The sequence below is a fragment of the Mongoliitalea lutea genome (genome assembly GCF_014652135.1).
Lineage (GTDB): Bacteria > Bacteroidota > Bacteroidia > Cytophagales > Cyclobacteriaceae > Mongoliitalea > Mongoliitalea lutea.
Genome location: NZ_BMYF01000006.1, coordinates 94,205 through 110,664 on the forward strand (window position 1 = coordinate 94,205; position 16,460 = coordinate 110,664).

Below are 16,460 nucleotides of genomic sequence, written 5' to 3' on the forward strand. Positions count from 1 at the left end.
CCTAGTAGAGGGTTTTTTTTTGTCCTATCGTGTAAAATTCATTTGATTTTTTAGGACTAGGTACCAACTTTCCTTACGTTAACTAGTTCGATTGTATGAAAAACCCCAGAATTCTTAGTTTGATACTGTTGTTATTCCTTTTTCAAGGAGCAATAGCCCAACAAAAGCCTTTGGAATTGAAAGATTATTCCAAATGGTCCAGAATTGTATCTCCCACACCTTCCCCTGATGGGTCTTGGTTTGCTTATGCGCTCCGTCCCAATGGTGGAGACGATACCCTTCATGTAAAATCTGTTCAATCGGATGCCATAAGACGGATTCCTTATGCATCTAGTTTTTCTTTCTCAGATGGCAGTAAGTATTTCAGTTATTTTCTCCGACCAAATAAAGCAGAATCGGATAAGTTAAGGAGAGCAAGAAAGCCTATTACACAAACAGCCGTGTTAGAAACAGTTGACGGGACTGAGCTTTTCCGTGTAGAAAATGCTAACAGTGCAGCTTTTTCCAGTGATGAGCGCTTTTGGATGGTCCATAGGAAAAAGGCGGAAGATGATAAGACTTCCCATAAAGGTGCCGATTTGGTGCTTTTCGATATTCAGAAGAAAAGCTCATTTGTAATCGGGAATGTTTCGGAATTTTCTGTCAATAAAAAAGGAACGCATTTAGCCTACTTGGTAGATGCTCAAGATCAAATTGGTAACGGTGCTTTTTTGATGAATTTAAGTAGCAAAACTACCCAGATGCTGGATGGAGATGCCAAAACCTATCAATCACTCGTATGGGATGATCGCTTCTTGAACAAAACTGAGGCTGCTACCCGTGGCAATCAATTGGCGTTTTTGAAAGGTACATCTGTTGACTCCTTGGAGCAAGGGATCAATCATTTGTTGGTATTTGGTAATCTCTCAACAATGCCCCTTAGCTACGAGTTAGGTCCAGATCATCAAGAATTGCCCAAAGGTTTTGTCATCAGCGAAAAAGCACCTATTTCATTTATGCACGATGGAAAAGCGGTTTGGTTTGGGGTAAAAGAACAAACAGCTACATTCAAAGCAGACAAGGACACCCTTCCCAATGTAGATGTGTGGCATTGGAAAGATGATTATATCCAATCGGTTCAGATTGTGAGAGCCAATCGGAATAGAAATGAAACCATGCCGGCAGTTTTCCACTTTGCCCAAAACAAGTTTGTGCAATTGGCAGACGAGGAGATGAAGACCGTATTGCCTTCCAAACATGCTCGCTATAAAATTGGCAGAGACGAGAAGCCTTATATCAGTGATATCAATTGGGGTGTTTCTCCGGCAGATTTGTATCGAGTAGATGTGACTACCGGTGAACGGGTTTTGGTAGAGAAGTTAGTCAATAGAGCCTTGCAATATTCTCCGGATGGTAAATTTTACCTATATCAAAAAGATACGGCGCTGATTGCTTACAATTTGGAGACAAATGCCAAAATCAATGTTTCTGCAAAAGCTCCAATGGTATTTATGGATTTAGAGCATCCTTATCCCCATGAGAAGCCTCCTTATGGCGTGGCAGGTTGGACTAAAGATGGTAAACACGTAATCGTCAATCATAAGTATGATTTGTGGATGCTGGCGTTGGATGGGAGTAAGGCTACAAATATTACGCAAATTGGGGATGCCGAGGAAATCCGTTTCCGGTATGTCAATCCTGACCGAAGCCAAGATTGGATCGATACATCCAAGCCACTTTGGTTGGAAGCTTACGGTGAATGGACCAAGAAAAATGGATTTTATGAGTTGAAAGTGGGCAGCAAGCCCGCACCTTTGATGTTTGTAGACGCAATGATTGGTAATCCAATCAAGGCAGAAAATGCTGATCGCTATTTCTTTACCAAGCAGACTTTCGCGGAATTTCCTGACTATCATGTAAGTAACGGGAAGTTTGCTAATCCTAAACAGCTGACTAATGCAAATCCTCAGCAGGCTGAGTTTGCTTGGGGTAAGCGTAGATTGGTAGAATTCACCAATAGCAAAGGACAGCGCTTACAAGGTACCTTGACACTTCCTGCCAACTATGAGGAGGGCAAGGCTTATCCGACCATCATGTATTTCTACGAAAAAATGTCTGATCGTCATCATCAATACTCCATGCCGGTTTACGATGACCGACCGCATTTCTCCACCTATGCTAGTAATGGATATATGATTTTCATGCCGGATATTGTCTTCGAAGAGGGTAGACCGGGAACTAGTTCCTTGGATGCCATTACTTCTGCGGCGAATAAATTGATTGAGTTGGGCTATGCAGACAAGGATAATATCGGTTTGCAAGGACATTCTTGGGGTGGTTATCAAACCTCTTTTATCCTGACCCAGACAGATATGTTTAAATGTATTGTGACAGGTGCACCTCCGACCAATTTGGAAAGTTTCTATAATAATCTCTATGCAAGTACAGGTACGGTACATCATGGAATCATGGAAATTGGACAAGTGCGCATGGGTAAAGGAGTGACTCCATGGACTCATAGAGAAGATTATAATCGGGAAAACCCTATGTACCATGTGCCAAATATCAAGACTCCATTTATGATTTTACATGGAACTAAGGATGGTGCAGTAGATTGGGCACAGGGTTTGGAATTGTATAATGCAGCCCGCAGAATGGGCAAAGAAGTGATTTTCTTATCCTACCCAAATGAAGGCCATCACCTTGGAGTGGAAGCCAATCAAAAAGATTTCCAAATCCGCATGAAGCAGTATTTTGATCACCACTTAATGGGTAAGGAAGCGCCCGAATGGATGGAAAAAGGAATTCCTCACTTAGAAAAACTGTATGATCGCGTGCGATAATTGAACCGTTGACCTGAATGGAAAGCGTGGATGGAAGTCCACACTTTTTTTATAGGCTCTTTTGACCAATTATCATTTTTTATGAAATTTTTTATTGACTTCCACTTAAATTCCCTAATGAATCATTAACCTACATGCTATGAACAAAATATTACGACTTTGTTGCGTTGCACTGCTTTTTTTGGGGCTAAGTATGCTCCCTCAGGTGCAGGCACAGACCTACGATGAAAAATTATACGATGCTGTCCAATGGAGACTTGTGGGTCCTCATAGAGGTGGGCGCTCAGCTGCTGTTTCGGGAGTGATCGGAGACAGAAATACCTTCTATTTTGGTGCCACAGGTGGAGGCGTATGGAAGACGACGGATGGAGGGAGTACCTGGGCCAATGTTTCTGATGGCTACTTTGGAGGCTCTATTGGTGCTGTTACAGTAGCGCCATCTGATCCGAATATCATTTATGTAGGAGGGGGCGAAAAAACTGTCCGTGGAAATGTTTCCTATGGCTATGGCTTTTGGAAAAGTTCGGATGCCGGCAAAACTTGGGAAGATTTGGGAATGGAAGAAACAAGATTTATTTCCCGAATACGCGTGCATCCAAGCAATCCTGATGTAGTGTATGCCGCAGTATTGGGAGATATTTTCAAGCCTACAGCTATGCGTGGGGTCTATAAGTCCACAGATGGAGGAAAGTCCTGGGATAGAAAATTGTTTGTGGACTCCCAATCAGGAGCAGTTGATTTGATATTGGACCCCAATAATCCTGAAGTGATGTATGCTACTACTTGGCAGGTGAAGCGTACGCCTTATAGTCTTGAAAGTGGAGGTCCAGGCTCCAAAATGTTTAAAAGTACTGATGGGGGAGAAAATTGGACAGAAATTTCCAGAAATAAAGGACTTCCAGCAGGCTTGTTGGGTATCATGGGAATCACTGTTTCTCCTGTTAATTCAAACCGACTATGGGCAATTGTGGAGAATTTGGATGGTGGGGTGTTTCGATCTGATGATGGAGGGATGACTTGGGAAAAGACCAATGATGATCGTAACCTCAGACAGCGCGCCTGGTACTACACCCGTTTGTATGCAGATTCGCAGGATGAAAATACCGTGTATGTACTCAATGTGGCCTACCATAAATCTACCGATGGAGGTAAAACTTTCAAAAGTGCAAATGCTCCTCACGGAGATCATCATGATCTTTGGATAGATCCTTCTGACAATCAACGGATGATTATTGCGGATGATGGAGGTGCTCAGGTGTCATTTGATGGAGGAAAGAATTGGTCAACCTATATGAATCAACCTACGGCTCAATTTTATAGAGTGACTACGGATAATCACTTCCCATACAGAATCTATGGTGCTCAGCAGGATAATTCCACCATGCGTATTGCCCATAGAAATGAAGGTGCTGGAATCACCGAAAATGATTGGGAAGTAAGTGCTGGTTCGGAATCAGGCTGGTTGGCCGTTGATCCATTGGACAACGATATTGTGTACGGTGGAAATTATGGTGGATTGCTTCAAATGCTCAATCACAGAACGGGTGCTAAGCGAAATGTAAACGTGTATCCTGACAACCCTATGGGGCATGGAGCAGAAGGAATGAAGTATAGATTCCAGTGGAACTTTCCGATATTCTATTCCCCTCATGATCCAAAAGTACTTTATACTACATCTAATCATTTCCATCGCTCCACTAATGGAGGGCAATCTTGGGAGACTTTTTCTCCGGATTTGACCAGAAATGCCAAGGAAAAGTTAGGCCCTTCTGGTGGTCCGATCACCAAGGATAATACTTCCGTTGAATACTATTCCACCATTTTTGCAGCTGCTGAATCGCCATTGAAGCAGGGAGTGCTATGGGCTGGTTCCGATGATGGATTGGTACATGTTTCCAAAGACAATGGTAAAACCTGGGAAAATGTCACACCAAAAGAAATGCCTGAATGGACCCAAGTCAACAGTATGGAGGCTCATCCATTTGAAGAAGGTGGTTTGTATTTCGCTGCCACAGCCTATAAAAATGGAGATTACGCGCCTTATTTGTTCAAGACTACCGATTACGGAAAGACATGGTCGAAAATTGTCAACGGAATCGATGCCCAACATTTTACCCGTGTAGTCCGTGCTGACCCTGTCAAAAAAGGAATCCTGTATGCAGGAACAGAGACAGGTATGTATATTTCCTTCAATGATGGGCAATCATGGCAGCCCTTGCAATTAAATCTGCCGATCGTACCTATCACTGATTTGACGATTAAAGAAAATAACTTGATTGCAGCAACCCAGGGTAGAAGTTTTTGGATCATTGATGACCTCACAGTGCTGCATCAGTTGTCCAATGAGGTCGCAAGCAAGCCATTCCATTTATTCCGCCCTCAGGATTCCTATCGCTTGGATGGTGTTCGCAGAGAATCCAAGACAGCTGGTACCAATAGACCTGGAGGCGTATTGGTGTATTATCAGTTGAATCAGGAGCCGAAGGAGGAAGTGAGAATTGAGTTTTTGGATAAAAATAACCAAATCTTAAAAGCTTATTCTTCCAAAGGTATTGAGAAGGATACGCTCAAATACAAGATGGGCTCCAATGAGTTTAACTGGAATCTCCGCTTACCTGACGCCAAAGGTTTCGATGGGATGATCATGTGGTCAGGACCATTGAGAGGGCCAAAGGTAGTGCCTGGAGATTATACTGTGCGCTTGATTGTGGATGGTGTTGCTCAGGATCAGTCCTTCAAAGTATTGCCTGATTTACGTTATGAATCCACTCAGGAAGATTTGCAGGCTCAATTCGATTTCTTGCTTCAGGTAAGGGATAAATTGACAGAGACGCATGAGACTATTATACTCATCCGGAAGTACAGAGAGCTGATGGAGGAGATGATTGCCAAAGACAGCAGACAAAAACGCAGACTTGACCCGATCATTCAGTCCATCTCAGCAATTGAAAAGGAATTGTACCAAACACAAAATCGTAGCGGGCAAGACCCATTGAATTACCCAATTCGTCTGAATAACAAGCTGGCGCATTTGAATGTGATTGTAGGGACAGGAGAATACAGACCTACGGATGGCGCAGAAGAAGTTCGGGTAGAGATAACCCGTCAGATCGATGAACAATTGCAAAAATTCAGAATGATTGAGAAAAACCAACTCACTAATCTCCTGAATATCGGTGAAATCAAACAAAATTTGAAAATCAGCAGAGCACACTGATAAACTTACTTTCTCACTTACCAAATCCCTTGTCAGTACTGGCAAGGGATTTTTTGTTAATTATTCAAAATGGCCAATCAATTTGGTGCTGGTATTTAGGGATATGTAGATTTTTAGCCTTATTTTTCAGAATTAGATAATAGTCAACCAATTTGAAAATACAATTTACATGATGAGAACAAGCCAACGCTACCTTTTGCTCGCTATGCTGGCATTTGGAGTGGTGCTAATGCCCACTGATGAGGCATTTGCACAGAAAAAGAGCAAAAAGAATGCTCCCGTAGCTACTACGGCACCTGCTGCTGAGAAGAAGCCGGAGAAAAAGAAGTTGGAAGATGTAGTCAAAGGCCATAAAAAGTTTGAAGGTCTTTTTACATTCTACCAAGACACCACAAGTGGTGAGATGAAACTATTGATCAAAAAAGAACAGCTCGGCAATGAATACCTGTACTTCTCCCAAATAGGGGATGGCGTAACGGATGCAGGCACCTTTCGTGGTTCTTATGGAGACAACAAGATTTTCAAAATCGAGCGTTACTTCAATCGGGTAGAATTTGTACAGCAAAACACTTCCTTTTACTTCGATCCTGAGAACCCCTTGAGCCGCTCAGCAGATGCTAATATCAGTCCGGGAATCATGGCTTCTGCCAAAATCGAGTTTGAGGATGCTGAAACAGGCGTGATTGTAATCAAAGCAGATAACCTATTCCTGAAAGAAACTTTTGGTATGATCAAAAGACCTCCATTTCCGGGAGAGTCTCCGATGTCTTTTAAATTAGGAAACTTGGATAGTGAAAAAACCAAAGTGTTGGCTATCAGAAGTTATGAGAAAAATTCCGACTTAGCCGTTGAGTATGTGTATACCAATCCATCTGTATTGAATGGAGGATCGGATGCAGTGACGGATGGAAGAAATGTTTCCATCAAAGTGTACCATAGTTTGATTGAGTTGCCGGATAATGGCTATGAGCCAAGATTTGAGGATCCACGTGTCGGATATTTCACTACGAAAGTTACGGATATGACTTCTAGCTCCGCCACTCCTTACCGTGATGTCATTCACCGTTGGGATTTGAGAAAGAAAGATCCGAATGCAGCGCTTTCCGAGCCGGTAGAGCCTATCGTATGGTGGATAGAAAACTCTACACCTCATGAATGGAGAGAGACCATCAAGAATGCAGTGTTGGAGTGGAACAAAGCATTTGAAAAAGCTGGTTTCAAAAATGCTGTACAAGTAAATATTCAGCCTGATGACGCAGATTGGGATGCAGGTGATATTCGTTACAATGTGTTGCGTTGGACAAGTTCTCCAAATCCTCCATTCGGTGGTTATGGTCCTAGCTTTGTCAATCCTAGAACTGGGCAGATTTTAGGTTCTGATATTATGTTAGAATTTGTGTATCATACCAATCGCGTAGTGTATAATGAGCTCTTTGGGGAGACCGCAGCGAATGAGCCTGTGGTTGGAACCTGGCATAATGGACACTTTTGTACGGTAGGTGCGCATCTGCAAAACAGCATGATGTTCGGTCAGGCATTTTTGAGAGCAAGTGGTGCTTCAGATTATGAGATGGAAGGAATGAAGATGGAGGCAATGGCCGAATTGCTGATGCATGAGGTAGGTCACACCTTGGGATTGAACCATAACATGAAAGCTTCTCAATTATTCTCTCCTGCGCAATTAGCGGATAAGGACTTTATCCAAGGAAAAGCTTTGGCAGGTTCTGTGATGGACTATATGGCGATCAATATCGCTCCTGATAAATCCAAGCAAGGACATTATTTCTCTACAACCGTAGGTCCTTATGATGTTTGGGCAATTGAATTTGGTTACACGCCTGTGAAAAATCAGCAGGAAATGGATGCCATCCTAGCCAAATCAACCCGTCCGGAATTGACTTTTGGTAACGATGCGGATGATATGCGTGCGCCTGGTAAAGCGATTGACCCTCGAGTGATGATCGGTGATCTTTCCAATGATCAGATAGGCTATTCCATTCACATGATGGAGACATCCAGAAAATTGATGAAGGGTATCAAAGATAAGTACACGAAAGATGGTCAGTCTTACCAAGAGTTAGTACAGGCTTATGGTATCTTGATGAATCAATATGCAACTGCAGGTGGTGTGATGTCACGATTTATTGGAGGTGTCTATGTGGACCGTGCAATGGCAGGTCAGGAAGGTGCCACACAGCCTTACACACCTGTTAGCTTACAGGATCAAAAAAGAGCAATGAATGCGTTGAGCAAATACATGTTTGCGCCAAATGCGTATGAGATTCCAAATGATTTGATCAATTATTTAGCTAGACAGCGTAGAGGATTTGACTTCTTCTCTGGTCCAGAAGATCCAAAAATCCATCAGCAAGTCTTGGGAGCTCAGAGAAGTGTTTTGGCACACTTGACCCATCCAAACACCTTGCAAAGAATGGTGGATTCTGAACTGTATGGCAATAAGTATAATTTGGCTACCTATATGAATGATTTGACCAAAGCGATCTTTGATGCAGATATCAGCGGAAATGTCAATTCTTTCAGACAAAACCTGCAAGTAGAGTATGTGAATACCTTGAAAGGTATGGTGGCTGGTACAGGCAGTGCCCGCTACAATCACTTAGCAAGATCCGCTGCTTTGTATAATTTGAATTATATTAAAGGAAAAGTATCCAATGCTGGAGGCGATCTGTCTTCAAGGGCCCATAAAGACCATTTGAAGTTGTTGATCGAAAATAGCATGAAGGAGGTTAAATAATTTTTGAATAATTGAATCAGGAAAACCCCTTCTCAATTCTTTAGTAAACAATATTGGCTGATCATCCTAAAGAGGGTCAGCCAGTTTGGTTTTAGGAGGATTAAGTCCAAAAAACTGCTATTTAATAAATTTTAAGCCTTCACCTGTCAACCAAACAATAAAAAAAACGTCTATCTATATGACATTTGTCATAAATTTTAAGCTATAATTGGTATAATTTTGAATCACACAATAAATCCTTTTAAAGAGATGAATTACACAGAAAATTACCGAGGAATCAAGGTTGATGTACAAGCGCCACAAGTAGATGTACCAGCTGGATTACAAGAACAAATCAGAAAGTCAATTGATAAATTATTGAGATTTACACCTGTCATTAATGCCGTAGATATTTATCTAAATATCTCTGGTACAGGCAAAACAGCAGAAAGAACTTTAGGCATGCGTGTAGGTATACCAGGCCCCGATGTTTTTTCTGAAGAAAAGGCAAAAGATCGCTGGAACACCATGTTGAGAGCTGTAGTGGATAAAAATGTAAGGCAATTGCAGAAGGGGAAATAATTTACCTTCTAGAGGCTCTAAGAACTTTTGATATTAGTTGATATAGGATATTGATTGATATTGACCCTAGAAAAAGCTTCCGGTTAGAATAATCGGAAGCTTTTTAATTGTTCCCAAAACATCTCAGCACTTGATGGAAAAATCAGCAGAATGAATAGAATACCTGCGAGCGCCCCATACAAATGCGCATCATGGTTGACTCCGTCATGACCTTTTTTAGCCTGAACAATGGTGTAGATCAAAAACATCCCCCCCAAAGCAAAACCAGGTAGGCAAATCAAGCCAAACAAGCAAATATCTGATAAAGGACGTAAGACAATACTGCCAAATACGGCGGCGGCCACTCCTCCTGAGGCACCTAATGCTCGGTAATAGCTATTGCCCTGATGCTTCAGGAATGTAGGGATATCTGCGATTACAATCGCTCCAATGTAAAATAGTACATACGTAACTATACCCAAGCCATAACCTAAGCGATAGATTAGGAAATACTCAATCGTGCTTCCAAAAAAGTAGAAGGTAAACATATTGAAAAACAGGTGCATGCCATCCTTATGGATAAAACCTGAGAGTACGAAGCGATCCCATTGACTCCTATTTTTGATCAGGTAGGGGGTAAACATCCAGCGATTGAGCAAGTCTGACTTGTTCCACGCCTGATAGGAGGTCAACACGGTAATTCCTATCAGGACAAGCGTAGCAGTGATTTCCATATTATTTTTCCCGATTAATCAGGTCTTGGGTAATGGTACGCAAGTTTTGGAAAGCGGTTGGATTATCTGCCTCTACAGCGTCTAATTGTGCAAATCCTTTATCAAAGTATTCGTACATTTTGGCTTCTGTAAGGGACTGTATGCCTATACGATTATAAATTGCGGTTACTGCTTGGATTTTTTCCTCTTTATCAAAGTTTTTTGCATCTATCCACTGCTGTAAGGATGTCGCATCAGCACCTGTAGCCAGTTCTTTGGCTTTGATGAGGAGGAAGGTTTTCTTATTGGCGATAATGTCTCCGCCTACCTGCTTGCCAAACTTGGCTTTATCTGCATAGACATCCAGCAAGTCATCCTTCAGCTGAAACCCTATCCCAATATTGACCCCGAAGTCGTAGAGTTTTTGGCTCTCAGCCTCAGACTGCCCAGCCAGTAAAGCGCCGAATTGTAAAGCAAAGCCTAGCAATACCGCTGTCTTTTGACGGATCATATCGATGTAGGCATCCTCGCTAACCTGTGAAAGACTTTCAAAATTCATATCATGCTGCTGTCCTTCGCAGACTTCAGCTGCAGTCTTATTGAAAAGACGTAGACAGACAGGTAGTAAGCTTGGTACCATTTCCAACAGCATGTCATAGGCTTTGACAAGCATTACGTCACCTGATAGAATGGCTGTATTGGGATTCCATTTTTCATGGACGGTTGCTTTTCCTCTTCTTAGAGGTGCATTGTCCATGATGTCATCGTGCATAAGGGTAAAATTGTGAAAAACTTCCACCGCAGCAGCAGGAGTGAGGATTTTTTGGTAATCATCTTTATACAGGCTATACGCCATCAGTGTCAGCAGGGGACGTATTCTTTTACCGCCCAAACTCATCAGGTAGCCGATGGGTTCGTAAAGCTCTTGCGGTGATGTTCCGTACGTGTATTGTTGGATATGTTGTTCTAAATCCTTTAAAATCTGATTAACGTCGTTTGCGGGTTGGTTCATTATCGGCAAATTCCAGGTCTATGGTTCTTCTATTGATATCGGTAGCAACAACTTTTACCACTACTTTGTCTCCCAAAGTGATGATTTTTTTCGTTTTGCTACCAATTAATCGCATGTTTTTTTCGTCAAAATCGTAGTAGTCATCGTTCATTTCAGAGACTTTCACCATTCCTTCACACTTGGTTTCTGTGATTTCCACATAGACACCCCATTCTGTCACTCCGGTGATGATCCCTTCATAATCTTTATCTTCCGCTAGTGCCATGTATTCCACCTGCTTGTACTTGATGGAAGCACGCTCCGCGTCGGCAGCTCGTTTTTCTCTATCGGAGGAATGCAGGCACTTATCTTCCCAGTCGTCTGATTGTGGCGACTTACCTCCATCCAAATAATGTTGCAACAAGCGATGCACCATCATATCCGGATATCTACGGATAGGTGAGGTGAAATGGGTGTAGTGGCTAAATGCCAATCCAAAGTGCCCTTTGGGTTCGGTGGTATACTTAGCCTTAGCCATGCTTCGTATTGCTAATTGCTCTAGGATATTTTGCTCAGGCTTACCGATGATCTCATCCATTAACTTGTTAAGCGCTTTGGATATTTGAGGACCTTCTGCAATCTTGATTTCATGACCAAATCGCTTCGCAAATCCAGCAAAGGTCTCTAGACGCTCGATGTCAGGATTGTCGTGAGTCCTGTAGACAAAGGTATCTTTTCCTTTATTCTTGTGATAGATAAATTCTGCTACTGTACGGTTTGCTAGGAGCATAAACTCCTCGATCAACTTATGGATATCTTTTCGCTCCTTGACTACGAGACCCAAGGGAGTGCCTTTTTCATCTAGCTTGAATTTCACTTCTACAGTTTCAAAATTTACAGCTCCAGTGTCAAAGCGTTTCTTCCGTAGTTTTTTCGCCAGTTCATTGAGAATAGTCAATTCCTGATAGAAGTCTCCCGATTGCTTGTCAATGTTTTCCTGTCCTTCTTCGTACGCAAATCGTCTGTTGGAATGTGTGACCGTACGACCTATCCAAGAATTCATAACTTTGGCTTCTTCATCCATTTCGAAAACGCAGGAGAAGGTCAATTTGTCCTCATTTGGCCGCAAGGAGCAGAGTCCATTGCTGAGTCGCTCGGGAAGCATGGGGATTGTTCTGTCTACCAAGTACACAGAAGTGGCCCGCTCATAGGCTTCACGTTCTAAGGAAGTTTTGGGTTTGACATAATGAGTTACATCTGCGATATGTACACCGATTTCATAGTTGCCATTGTCTAGTACACGGTAAGATATGGCGTCATCAAAATCTTTGGCATCGTGTGGGTCTATGGTAAAGGTTGGTACATCCCGCATATCCCGACGATTATCAATTTCTGATTGAGGAATAGCATCAGGGATGGCTTCTGCCTCTTGTACAGGTTCCTCGGGATATTCAAAAGGTAATCCAAATTCTGCCATGATGGAGTGGATTTCCACTTCATGCTCTCCGGATTTTCCAAGAACTCGGATAATTTTCCCTGTGGGGTTTTTGTCATCTTCTCTCCATTCGGTGAGTTTGACTACTACTTTTTGATTATGTTCGGCACCTAGAAGATCTCCTCTGTGGACAAATATATCCTGATGCATTTTTCGGAAATCTGGCACTACAAAGGCAAAGCGTGGAGAAATTTCCACTCTTCCGACAAACTCATCACGCATGCGTTCGATAACCTCCAATACCTTTCCTTCTTGTCTGCCATTTTGTCCTCGCATAGGATAGACCATCACCCGTACTTTATCACCATCTAGGGCATGCTTCATGTCAGCCTCTTTGACCAGAATGTCTTCTTCCAGGTTATGCTTGGCATCGGGTTTAATAAAGGCAAAGCGTGGGTTGACATAATCCACTACCCCTTCTATAAATTCAGGCTCTTTGGTTGAACTGAAGTAGTTTCTAGGGTTTTTGGAAACAGAGCCAGCTGCCGCCAATTTGTGTAAAATTGGTTCTACTGAGCCTTTGTTTAAACTGTCTCTAATTTCTAGCTTTTTAGCTACTTGCTTGGCATTGAATTCTTGTCCGTAATGGTTATCTAAAAAATTCAATATTTTCTTAGCCAACTGAGCGGTGTCTAAAACCTTTCCGCTACTTTTTTTTCCGCGTTGGCCTTTTTTGTCTGATTTTCTTCCCATAAAAATGAGTATTTAATTTTGTGTTTAATATAACAATTGTTTTACCGCTTTGGTAAAAATATCGATGAAGCTTTTGTGAGATTCTCTGTTTTGGGTGCCCGGGTGCCAGCAGTGCTTTAAAAGAGATGCTTCAAGGAGGCTGTATTTTGTATCAAAGGTGAAAAACTTTTAGCTACTTACAAAAGGTGATTTTTTTGTAATTAGTTCCAATAGGTCCTTCACCATTAGCTAGTCCGTCATTGCTTGGGCCGAAATCACTCGGATGATACCCCAAAATCCTTCCAAGAGACCAACCTTCCTATGGACCTTTTTTGGGAAGCTGTCCCGCTATATATGAGTTTTTTGTCCAAATTGGGCAGTTGAGAAATAGTTTCAAATTTTGTCAAGCTGTCAAACATGTCTGATTTGATAGTTTGGGTGGCTTTGAATTCGATGATTTCCAAGTTTTCGCCATGGTCGACCAAGAGATCCACTTCATTGCCTGATACATCTCTCCAGTACCAAATGTCCTGAGCGTTGTTTTGGTGATGCATTTGTTTGACATATTCTGCAATCATCATATTTTCAAATACCGCACCTTTGATGGGGTTTTTGATTAGTTTTTCACGGGAATTGATTTTTAGCAGATGGCACAGCAATCCTGTATCGTAGAAGTACAGCTTGGGCGTTTTAATGATCCGCTTACTGAAATTCTTGTAATAGGGGTGTAATTGGAACGTGATGTAGCTTTGATCCAATGCAGAGAGCCATGCTTTGGCAGTCGGTTGACTGATTCCGCACTCATTGGCCAATCCATTCAGGTTCAAGAGCTGCCCAGCTCGCGTAGCGCAAAGTGCAATAAAGTTTTGGAATAACTTTAAATCTCTGATGGCAACCAATTCTCCAATGTCCCTGTTTAAGTAGGTTTCTATATAGTTGGAATAGAATACTTTTGGCGGGATATTTCGGTCGTATACTCCTGGGTAGAAGCCTTTGATTGATAGGTCTATAAAGTCATTTTTCATGAGTTGTGCCCCTTTCATTTCATTGAAATCCAAGGGGAACAGCTTGAAAATTGCAACTCTGCCAGCCAAACTCTGCGTGATGCTGTGCATCAAATGGAAGTTTTGAGAGCCCGAGAGGACATACAGCCCCATTTCTCGATTCCTATCGTCAACACTGCTTTGCAAATAAGAAAACAGTTCGGGGACTCGTTGTACTTCGTCGAAAATTACTTTAGAATGAAACTCTTCCAAAAAACCATTGGGATCAGTGGAGGCAAAGTTTCTGTTGTCGGGATTCTCTAAACTTATGTATCTAAAGTCGGGGAATAGCTCTTTCAAAAGTGTTGTTTTACCGGATTGTCTTGGGCCAGTGAGCGCCAATATGGGATACATCTGAAGGGTGTCCTTTATTGTCTGGACTATATGTCTGGTAATCAGTGTCATTTGTGTTTCAAATGTACACTGAATTTTGAAATATCACAAATTTAATTTTGAATTATCATACATAAAACTTTGAAATGTACGATATGTAATTTTGATTTTTACTATAAAATATTTTGAAATATAAAATAGTAAATTTTGAAATATATAGTACCTAATTTTGAAATATCACAAGTTTAATTTTGAATTATCATAAGTTAAATTTCTGTAAAACAATGTGTTATGTTTTTTTGATAAAAAGTATGAACGAGTTCAAAACTTGAGTTAATCATCGTCTCTATTGATGATTTCCATATCGAGGTCGGGAGGTAAGCCCTGGAAGGCGAGGTAGATTTGAGCAGTTACGAGGACATCTTTGAGACAGTAATCTTTGATGAGGTGAAGGTTTTTGTCCTGATAGTAGGTCTGATTGACTTGTGAACCATCGATGCTATCTTTGGAGGTAGGTATGTCAAAAACAGAAGCTAATAGCTCTAAGCGGGTATAGTGCTTGTAATCTCCAAATTTCCATAACTCCAGGGTGTCCAAATGTCGGATTTCCCAAGGTTTTTTGCCAGCCAACTGCAAGGGTTCGGGCAGTGGTAAGCGGTTGATCAGGATTCGTCTGCTCAGGTAGGGGAAGTCAAATTCCTTTCCATTGTGTGCACATAAAGTCCAGCGCTTTCTGCTGAGGAGTGTGCAAAAGTCTGCTAGTAGCTCATATTCATCATCTCCATAGAAGCTTTTGGTACGGAATTCCAGTTTGTCCTCACCCTTTACAAAATGGAAATAGCCAACACCTATGCAGATGACCTTTCCAAACTCGGCATAGATGCCCGCCTTTTGGAAGAATAAGCTGCCAGGTTCTCGCTCTTGTGTAGCATCTGCTTGAATAAGCTTTTCCTTTTTAAGCCATTCCTCTTGCAACCTAGGCGGGAGTGTATCAAAGCTTTCCTCCAAACTTGCTGTCTCGATGTCCAAGAAAAGAATTTCTGCTAACTGCCCAAAAAAATCGTTCATAGCTGCTCTTATTGATTGATTGAAATTAACGCAACTTGAAGAAGTTTCCTAGCCTAGTATGTAACTTAAGTACTTAATCTATCAGCTATGCAATACACCATCCAGGCCGAGCTCTTGGATATGTTGAATATGTTGGGGCTCCATGCTGCCTTGGACAAAGACAAACTTTTTGTCAAAAATCTGGTCGAGGATATAATAGCTGACCCAAAACTCATTGGTCAAAGCAAACAAGGCAGGGTCAATAGGTTCGATTTTGGCGATGGACTGGGCTCCTAGCTCTTTGATGACATGTCGGAGCGTAGAAGTCTTACGCTCTTCTCCGTCTATGGTTCCATACCCTTTAGAGGTGATCATGACCGTATGTAGCTCAATCAGGTTATGGTTGATGATATACACGCCCCACTCTTCCTGTCCGTTAACTTCCTCTTTGGCTATGGCAAGTTTCACCCCCGTAACCGGGTGAAAGGTGATGTCTTTTTTCATGCTGTAATTTAATCAGACCCCAAAGTTAGGGATTAGAAAGGTCAAGGACAATTGTGAGGTTAACGGATAGGTTTGAAAATTCTAACTAAGTTTATCAAACTCTCTACATACCTTGATGGATTCCTTCCATACCAACTTGGATTCAAATTGAAGTTTTTCTTCTAATAGTCTTCTTCTTTGAGATTGATTATATAAAGTTAATGCTTCTGAGACATATTCTGCCATCGTCATTCCCATTCTTTTTCGTAGTTCATTGGTTTCATTGAACTTACTCTCGTCCAAGTTTATTTCCACGGTTTTCATAATCTGCTAATTTACTCAAAACTCT

11 protein-coding genes are annotated in these 16,460 nt (G+C 41.7%); 4 read left to right on the top strand and 7 right to left on the bottom strand.

Annotated elements, in window-relative coordinates; all coding sequences use genetic code 11:
• The first annotated feature begins 95 nt into the window (after positions 1 to 95).
• From IE080_RS06315 to IE080_RS06330, 4 genes are all read left to right on the top strand, one after another.
• Positions 96 to 2,822 (top strand): S9 family peptidase, encoded by a 2,727-nt coding sequence (locus IE080_RS06315; protein ID WP_189579620.1) that lies wholly within the window; start codon positions 96 to 98, stop codon positions 2,820 to 2,822.
• 139 nt (positions 2,823 to 2,961) lie between these two features.
• Entirely contained in the window at positions 2,962 to 6,039 is a 3,078-nt protein-coding gene (locus IE080_RS06320; protein ID WP_189579621.1) for a WD40/YVTN/BNR-like repeat-containing protein, read from the top strand.
• Positions 6,040 to 6,208: 169 nt separating this feature from the next.
• Complete coding sequence (locus tag IE080_RS06325; protein ID WP_189579622.1) at positions 6,209 to 8,794, top strand: zinc-dependent metalloprotease; 2,586 nt, start codon at positions 6,209 to 6,211, stop codon at positions 8,792 to 8,794.
• Between the two features lie 249 nt (positions 8,795 to 9,043).
• Positions 9,044 to 9,355: an HPF/RaiA family ribosome-associated protein gene (locus tag IE080_RS06330; protein ID WP_189579623.1), complete on the top strand. Its 312-nt coding sequence runs from the start codon at positions 9,044 to 9,046 to the stop codon at positions 9,353 to 9,355.
• A gap of 83 nt (positions 9,356 to 9,438) precedes the next feature.
• Here the strand turns inward: IE080_RS06330 and IE080_RS06335 are convergent, their stop codons facing one another.
• The 7 genes from IE080_RS06335 to IE080_RS06365 form a co-directional block, all read right to left on the bottom strand.
• The gene (locus tag IE080_RS06335) at positions 9,439 to 10,068 is read right to left on the bottom strand and encodes a rhomboid family intramembrane serine protease (RefSeq protein WP_189579624.1); all 630 of its coding nucleotides are present in this window, start codon (positions 10,066 to 10,068) and stop codon (positions 9,439 to 9,441) included.
• 1 nt (position 10,069) lies between these two features.
• Positions 10,070 to 11,059, bottom strand: coding sequence for a polyprenyl synthetase family protein (locus tag IE080_RS06340; protein ID WP_189579625.1), 990 nt, complete (start codon positions 11,057 to 11,059; stop codon positions 10,070 to 10,072).
• Entirely contained in the window at positions 11,034 to 13,226 is a 2,193-nt protein-coding gene (rnr, locus tag IE080_RS06345) for a ribonuclease R (RefSeq protein ID WP_189579626.1), read from the bottom strand. Before rnr ends, IE080_RS06340 begins: the two co-directional genes overlap by 26 nt.
• A gap of 254 nt (positions 13,227 to 13,480) precedes the next feature.
• Positions 13,481 to 14,653: an ATP-binding protein gene (locus tag IE080_RS06350; protein ID WP_189579627.1), complete on the bottom strand. Its 1,173-nt coding sequence runs from the start codon at positions 14,651 to 14,653 to the stop codon at positions 13,481 to 13,483.
• A 261-nt stretch (positions 14,654 to 14,914) separates the two neighbouring features.
• Positions 14,915 to 15,649 carry a 3'-5' exonuclease gene (locus IE080_RS06355; protein ID WP_189579628.1) on the bottom strand — a complete coding sequence of 245 codons (735 nt, stop codon included), beginning with the start codon at positions 15,647 to 15,649 and terminating at the stop codon, positions 14,915 to 14,917.
• An 81-nt stretch (positions 15,650 to 15,730) separates the two neighbouring features.
• Positions 15,731 to 16,132 carry a hypothetical protein gene (locus IE080_RS06360; RefSeq protein ID WP_189579629.1) on the bottom strand — a complete coding sequence of 134 codons (402 nt, stop codon included), beginning with the start codon at positions 16,130 to 16,132 and terminating at the stop codon, positions 15,731 to 15,733.
• Between the two features lie 81 nt (positions 16,133 to 16,213).
• The gene (locus IE080_RS06365; RefSeq protein WP_189579630.1) at positions 16,214 to 16,435 is read right to left on the bottom strand and encodes a hypothetical protein; all 222 of its coding nucleotides are present in this window, start codon (positions 16,433 to 16,435) and stop codon (positions 16,214 to 16,216) included.
• Between the last annotated feature and the right edge of the window lie 25 nt (positions 16,436 to 16,460).

What these genes read in the sequence shown, in the direction of transcription:
- IE080_RS06355 (WP_189579628.1), bottom strand. Translation starts at nt 15,649, where the DNA reads ATGAACGATTTTTTTGGGCAGTTAGCAGAAATTCTTTTCTTGGACATC.
- IE080_RS06325 (WP_189579622.1), top strand. Translation starts at nt 6,209, where the DNA reads ATGATGAGAACAAGCCAACGCTACCTTTTGCTCGCTATGCTGGCATTT.
- IE080_RS06315 (WP_189579620.1), top strand. Translation starts at nt 96, where the DNA reads ATGAAAAACCCCAGAATTCTTAGTTTGATACTGTTGTTATTCCTTTTT.
- IE080_RS06360 (WP_189579629.1), bottom strand. Translation starts at nt 16,132, where the DNA reads ATGAAAAAAGACATCACCTTTCACCCGGTTACGGGGGTGAAACTTGCC.
- rnr (WP_189579626.1), bottom strand. Translation starts at nt 13,226, where the DNA reads ATGGGAAGAAAATCAGACAAAAAAGGCCAACGCGGAAAAAAAAGTAGC.
- IE080_RS06350 (WP_189579627.1), bottom strand. Translation starts at nt 14,653, where the DNA reads ATGACACTGATTACCAGACATATAGTCCAGACAATAAAGGACACCCTT.
- IE080_RS06340 (WP_189579625.1), bottom strand. Translation starts at nt 11,059, where the DNA reads ATGAACCAACCCGCAAACGACGTTAATCAGATTTTAAAGGATTTAGAA.
- IE080_RS06335 (WP_189579624.1), bottom strand. Translation starts at nt 10,068, where the DNA reads ATGGAAATCACTGCTACGCTTGTCCTGATAGGAATTACCGTGTTGACC.
- IE080_RS06330 (WP_189579623.1), top strand. Translation starts at nt 9,044, where the DNA reads ATGAATTACACAGAAAATTACCGAGGAATCAAGGTTGATGTACAAGCG.
- IE080_RS06365 (WP_189579630.1), bottom strand. Translation starts at nt 16,435, where the DNA reads ATGAAAACCGTGGAAATAAACTTGGACGAGAGTAAGTTCAATGAAACC.
- IE080_RS06320 (WP_189579621.1), top strand. Translation starts at nt 2,962, where the DNA reads ATGAACAAAATATTACGACTTTGTTGCGTTGCACTGCTTTTTTTGGGG.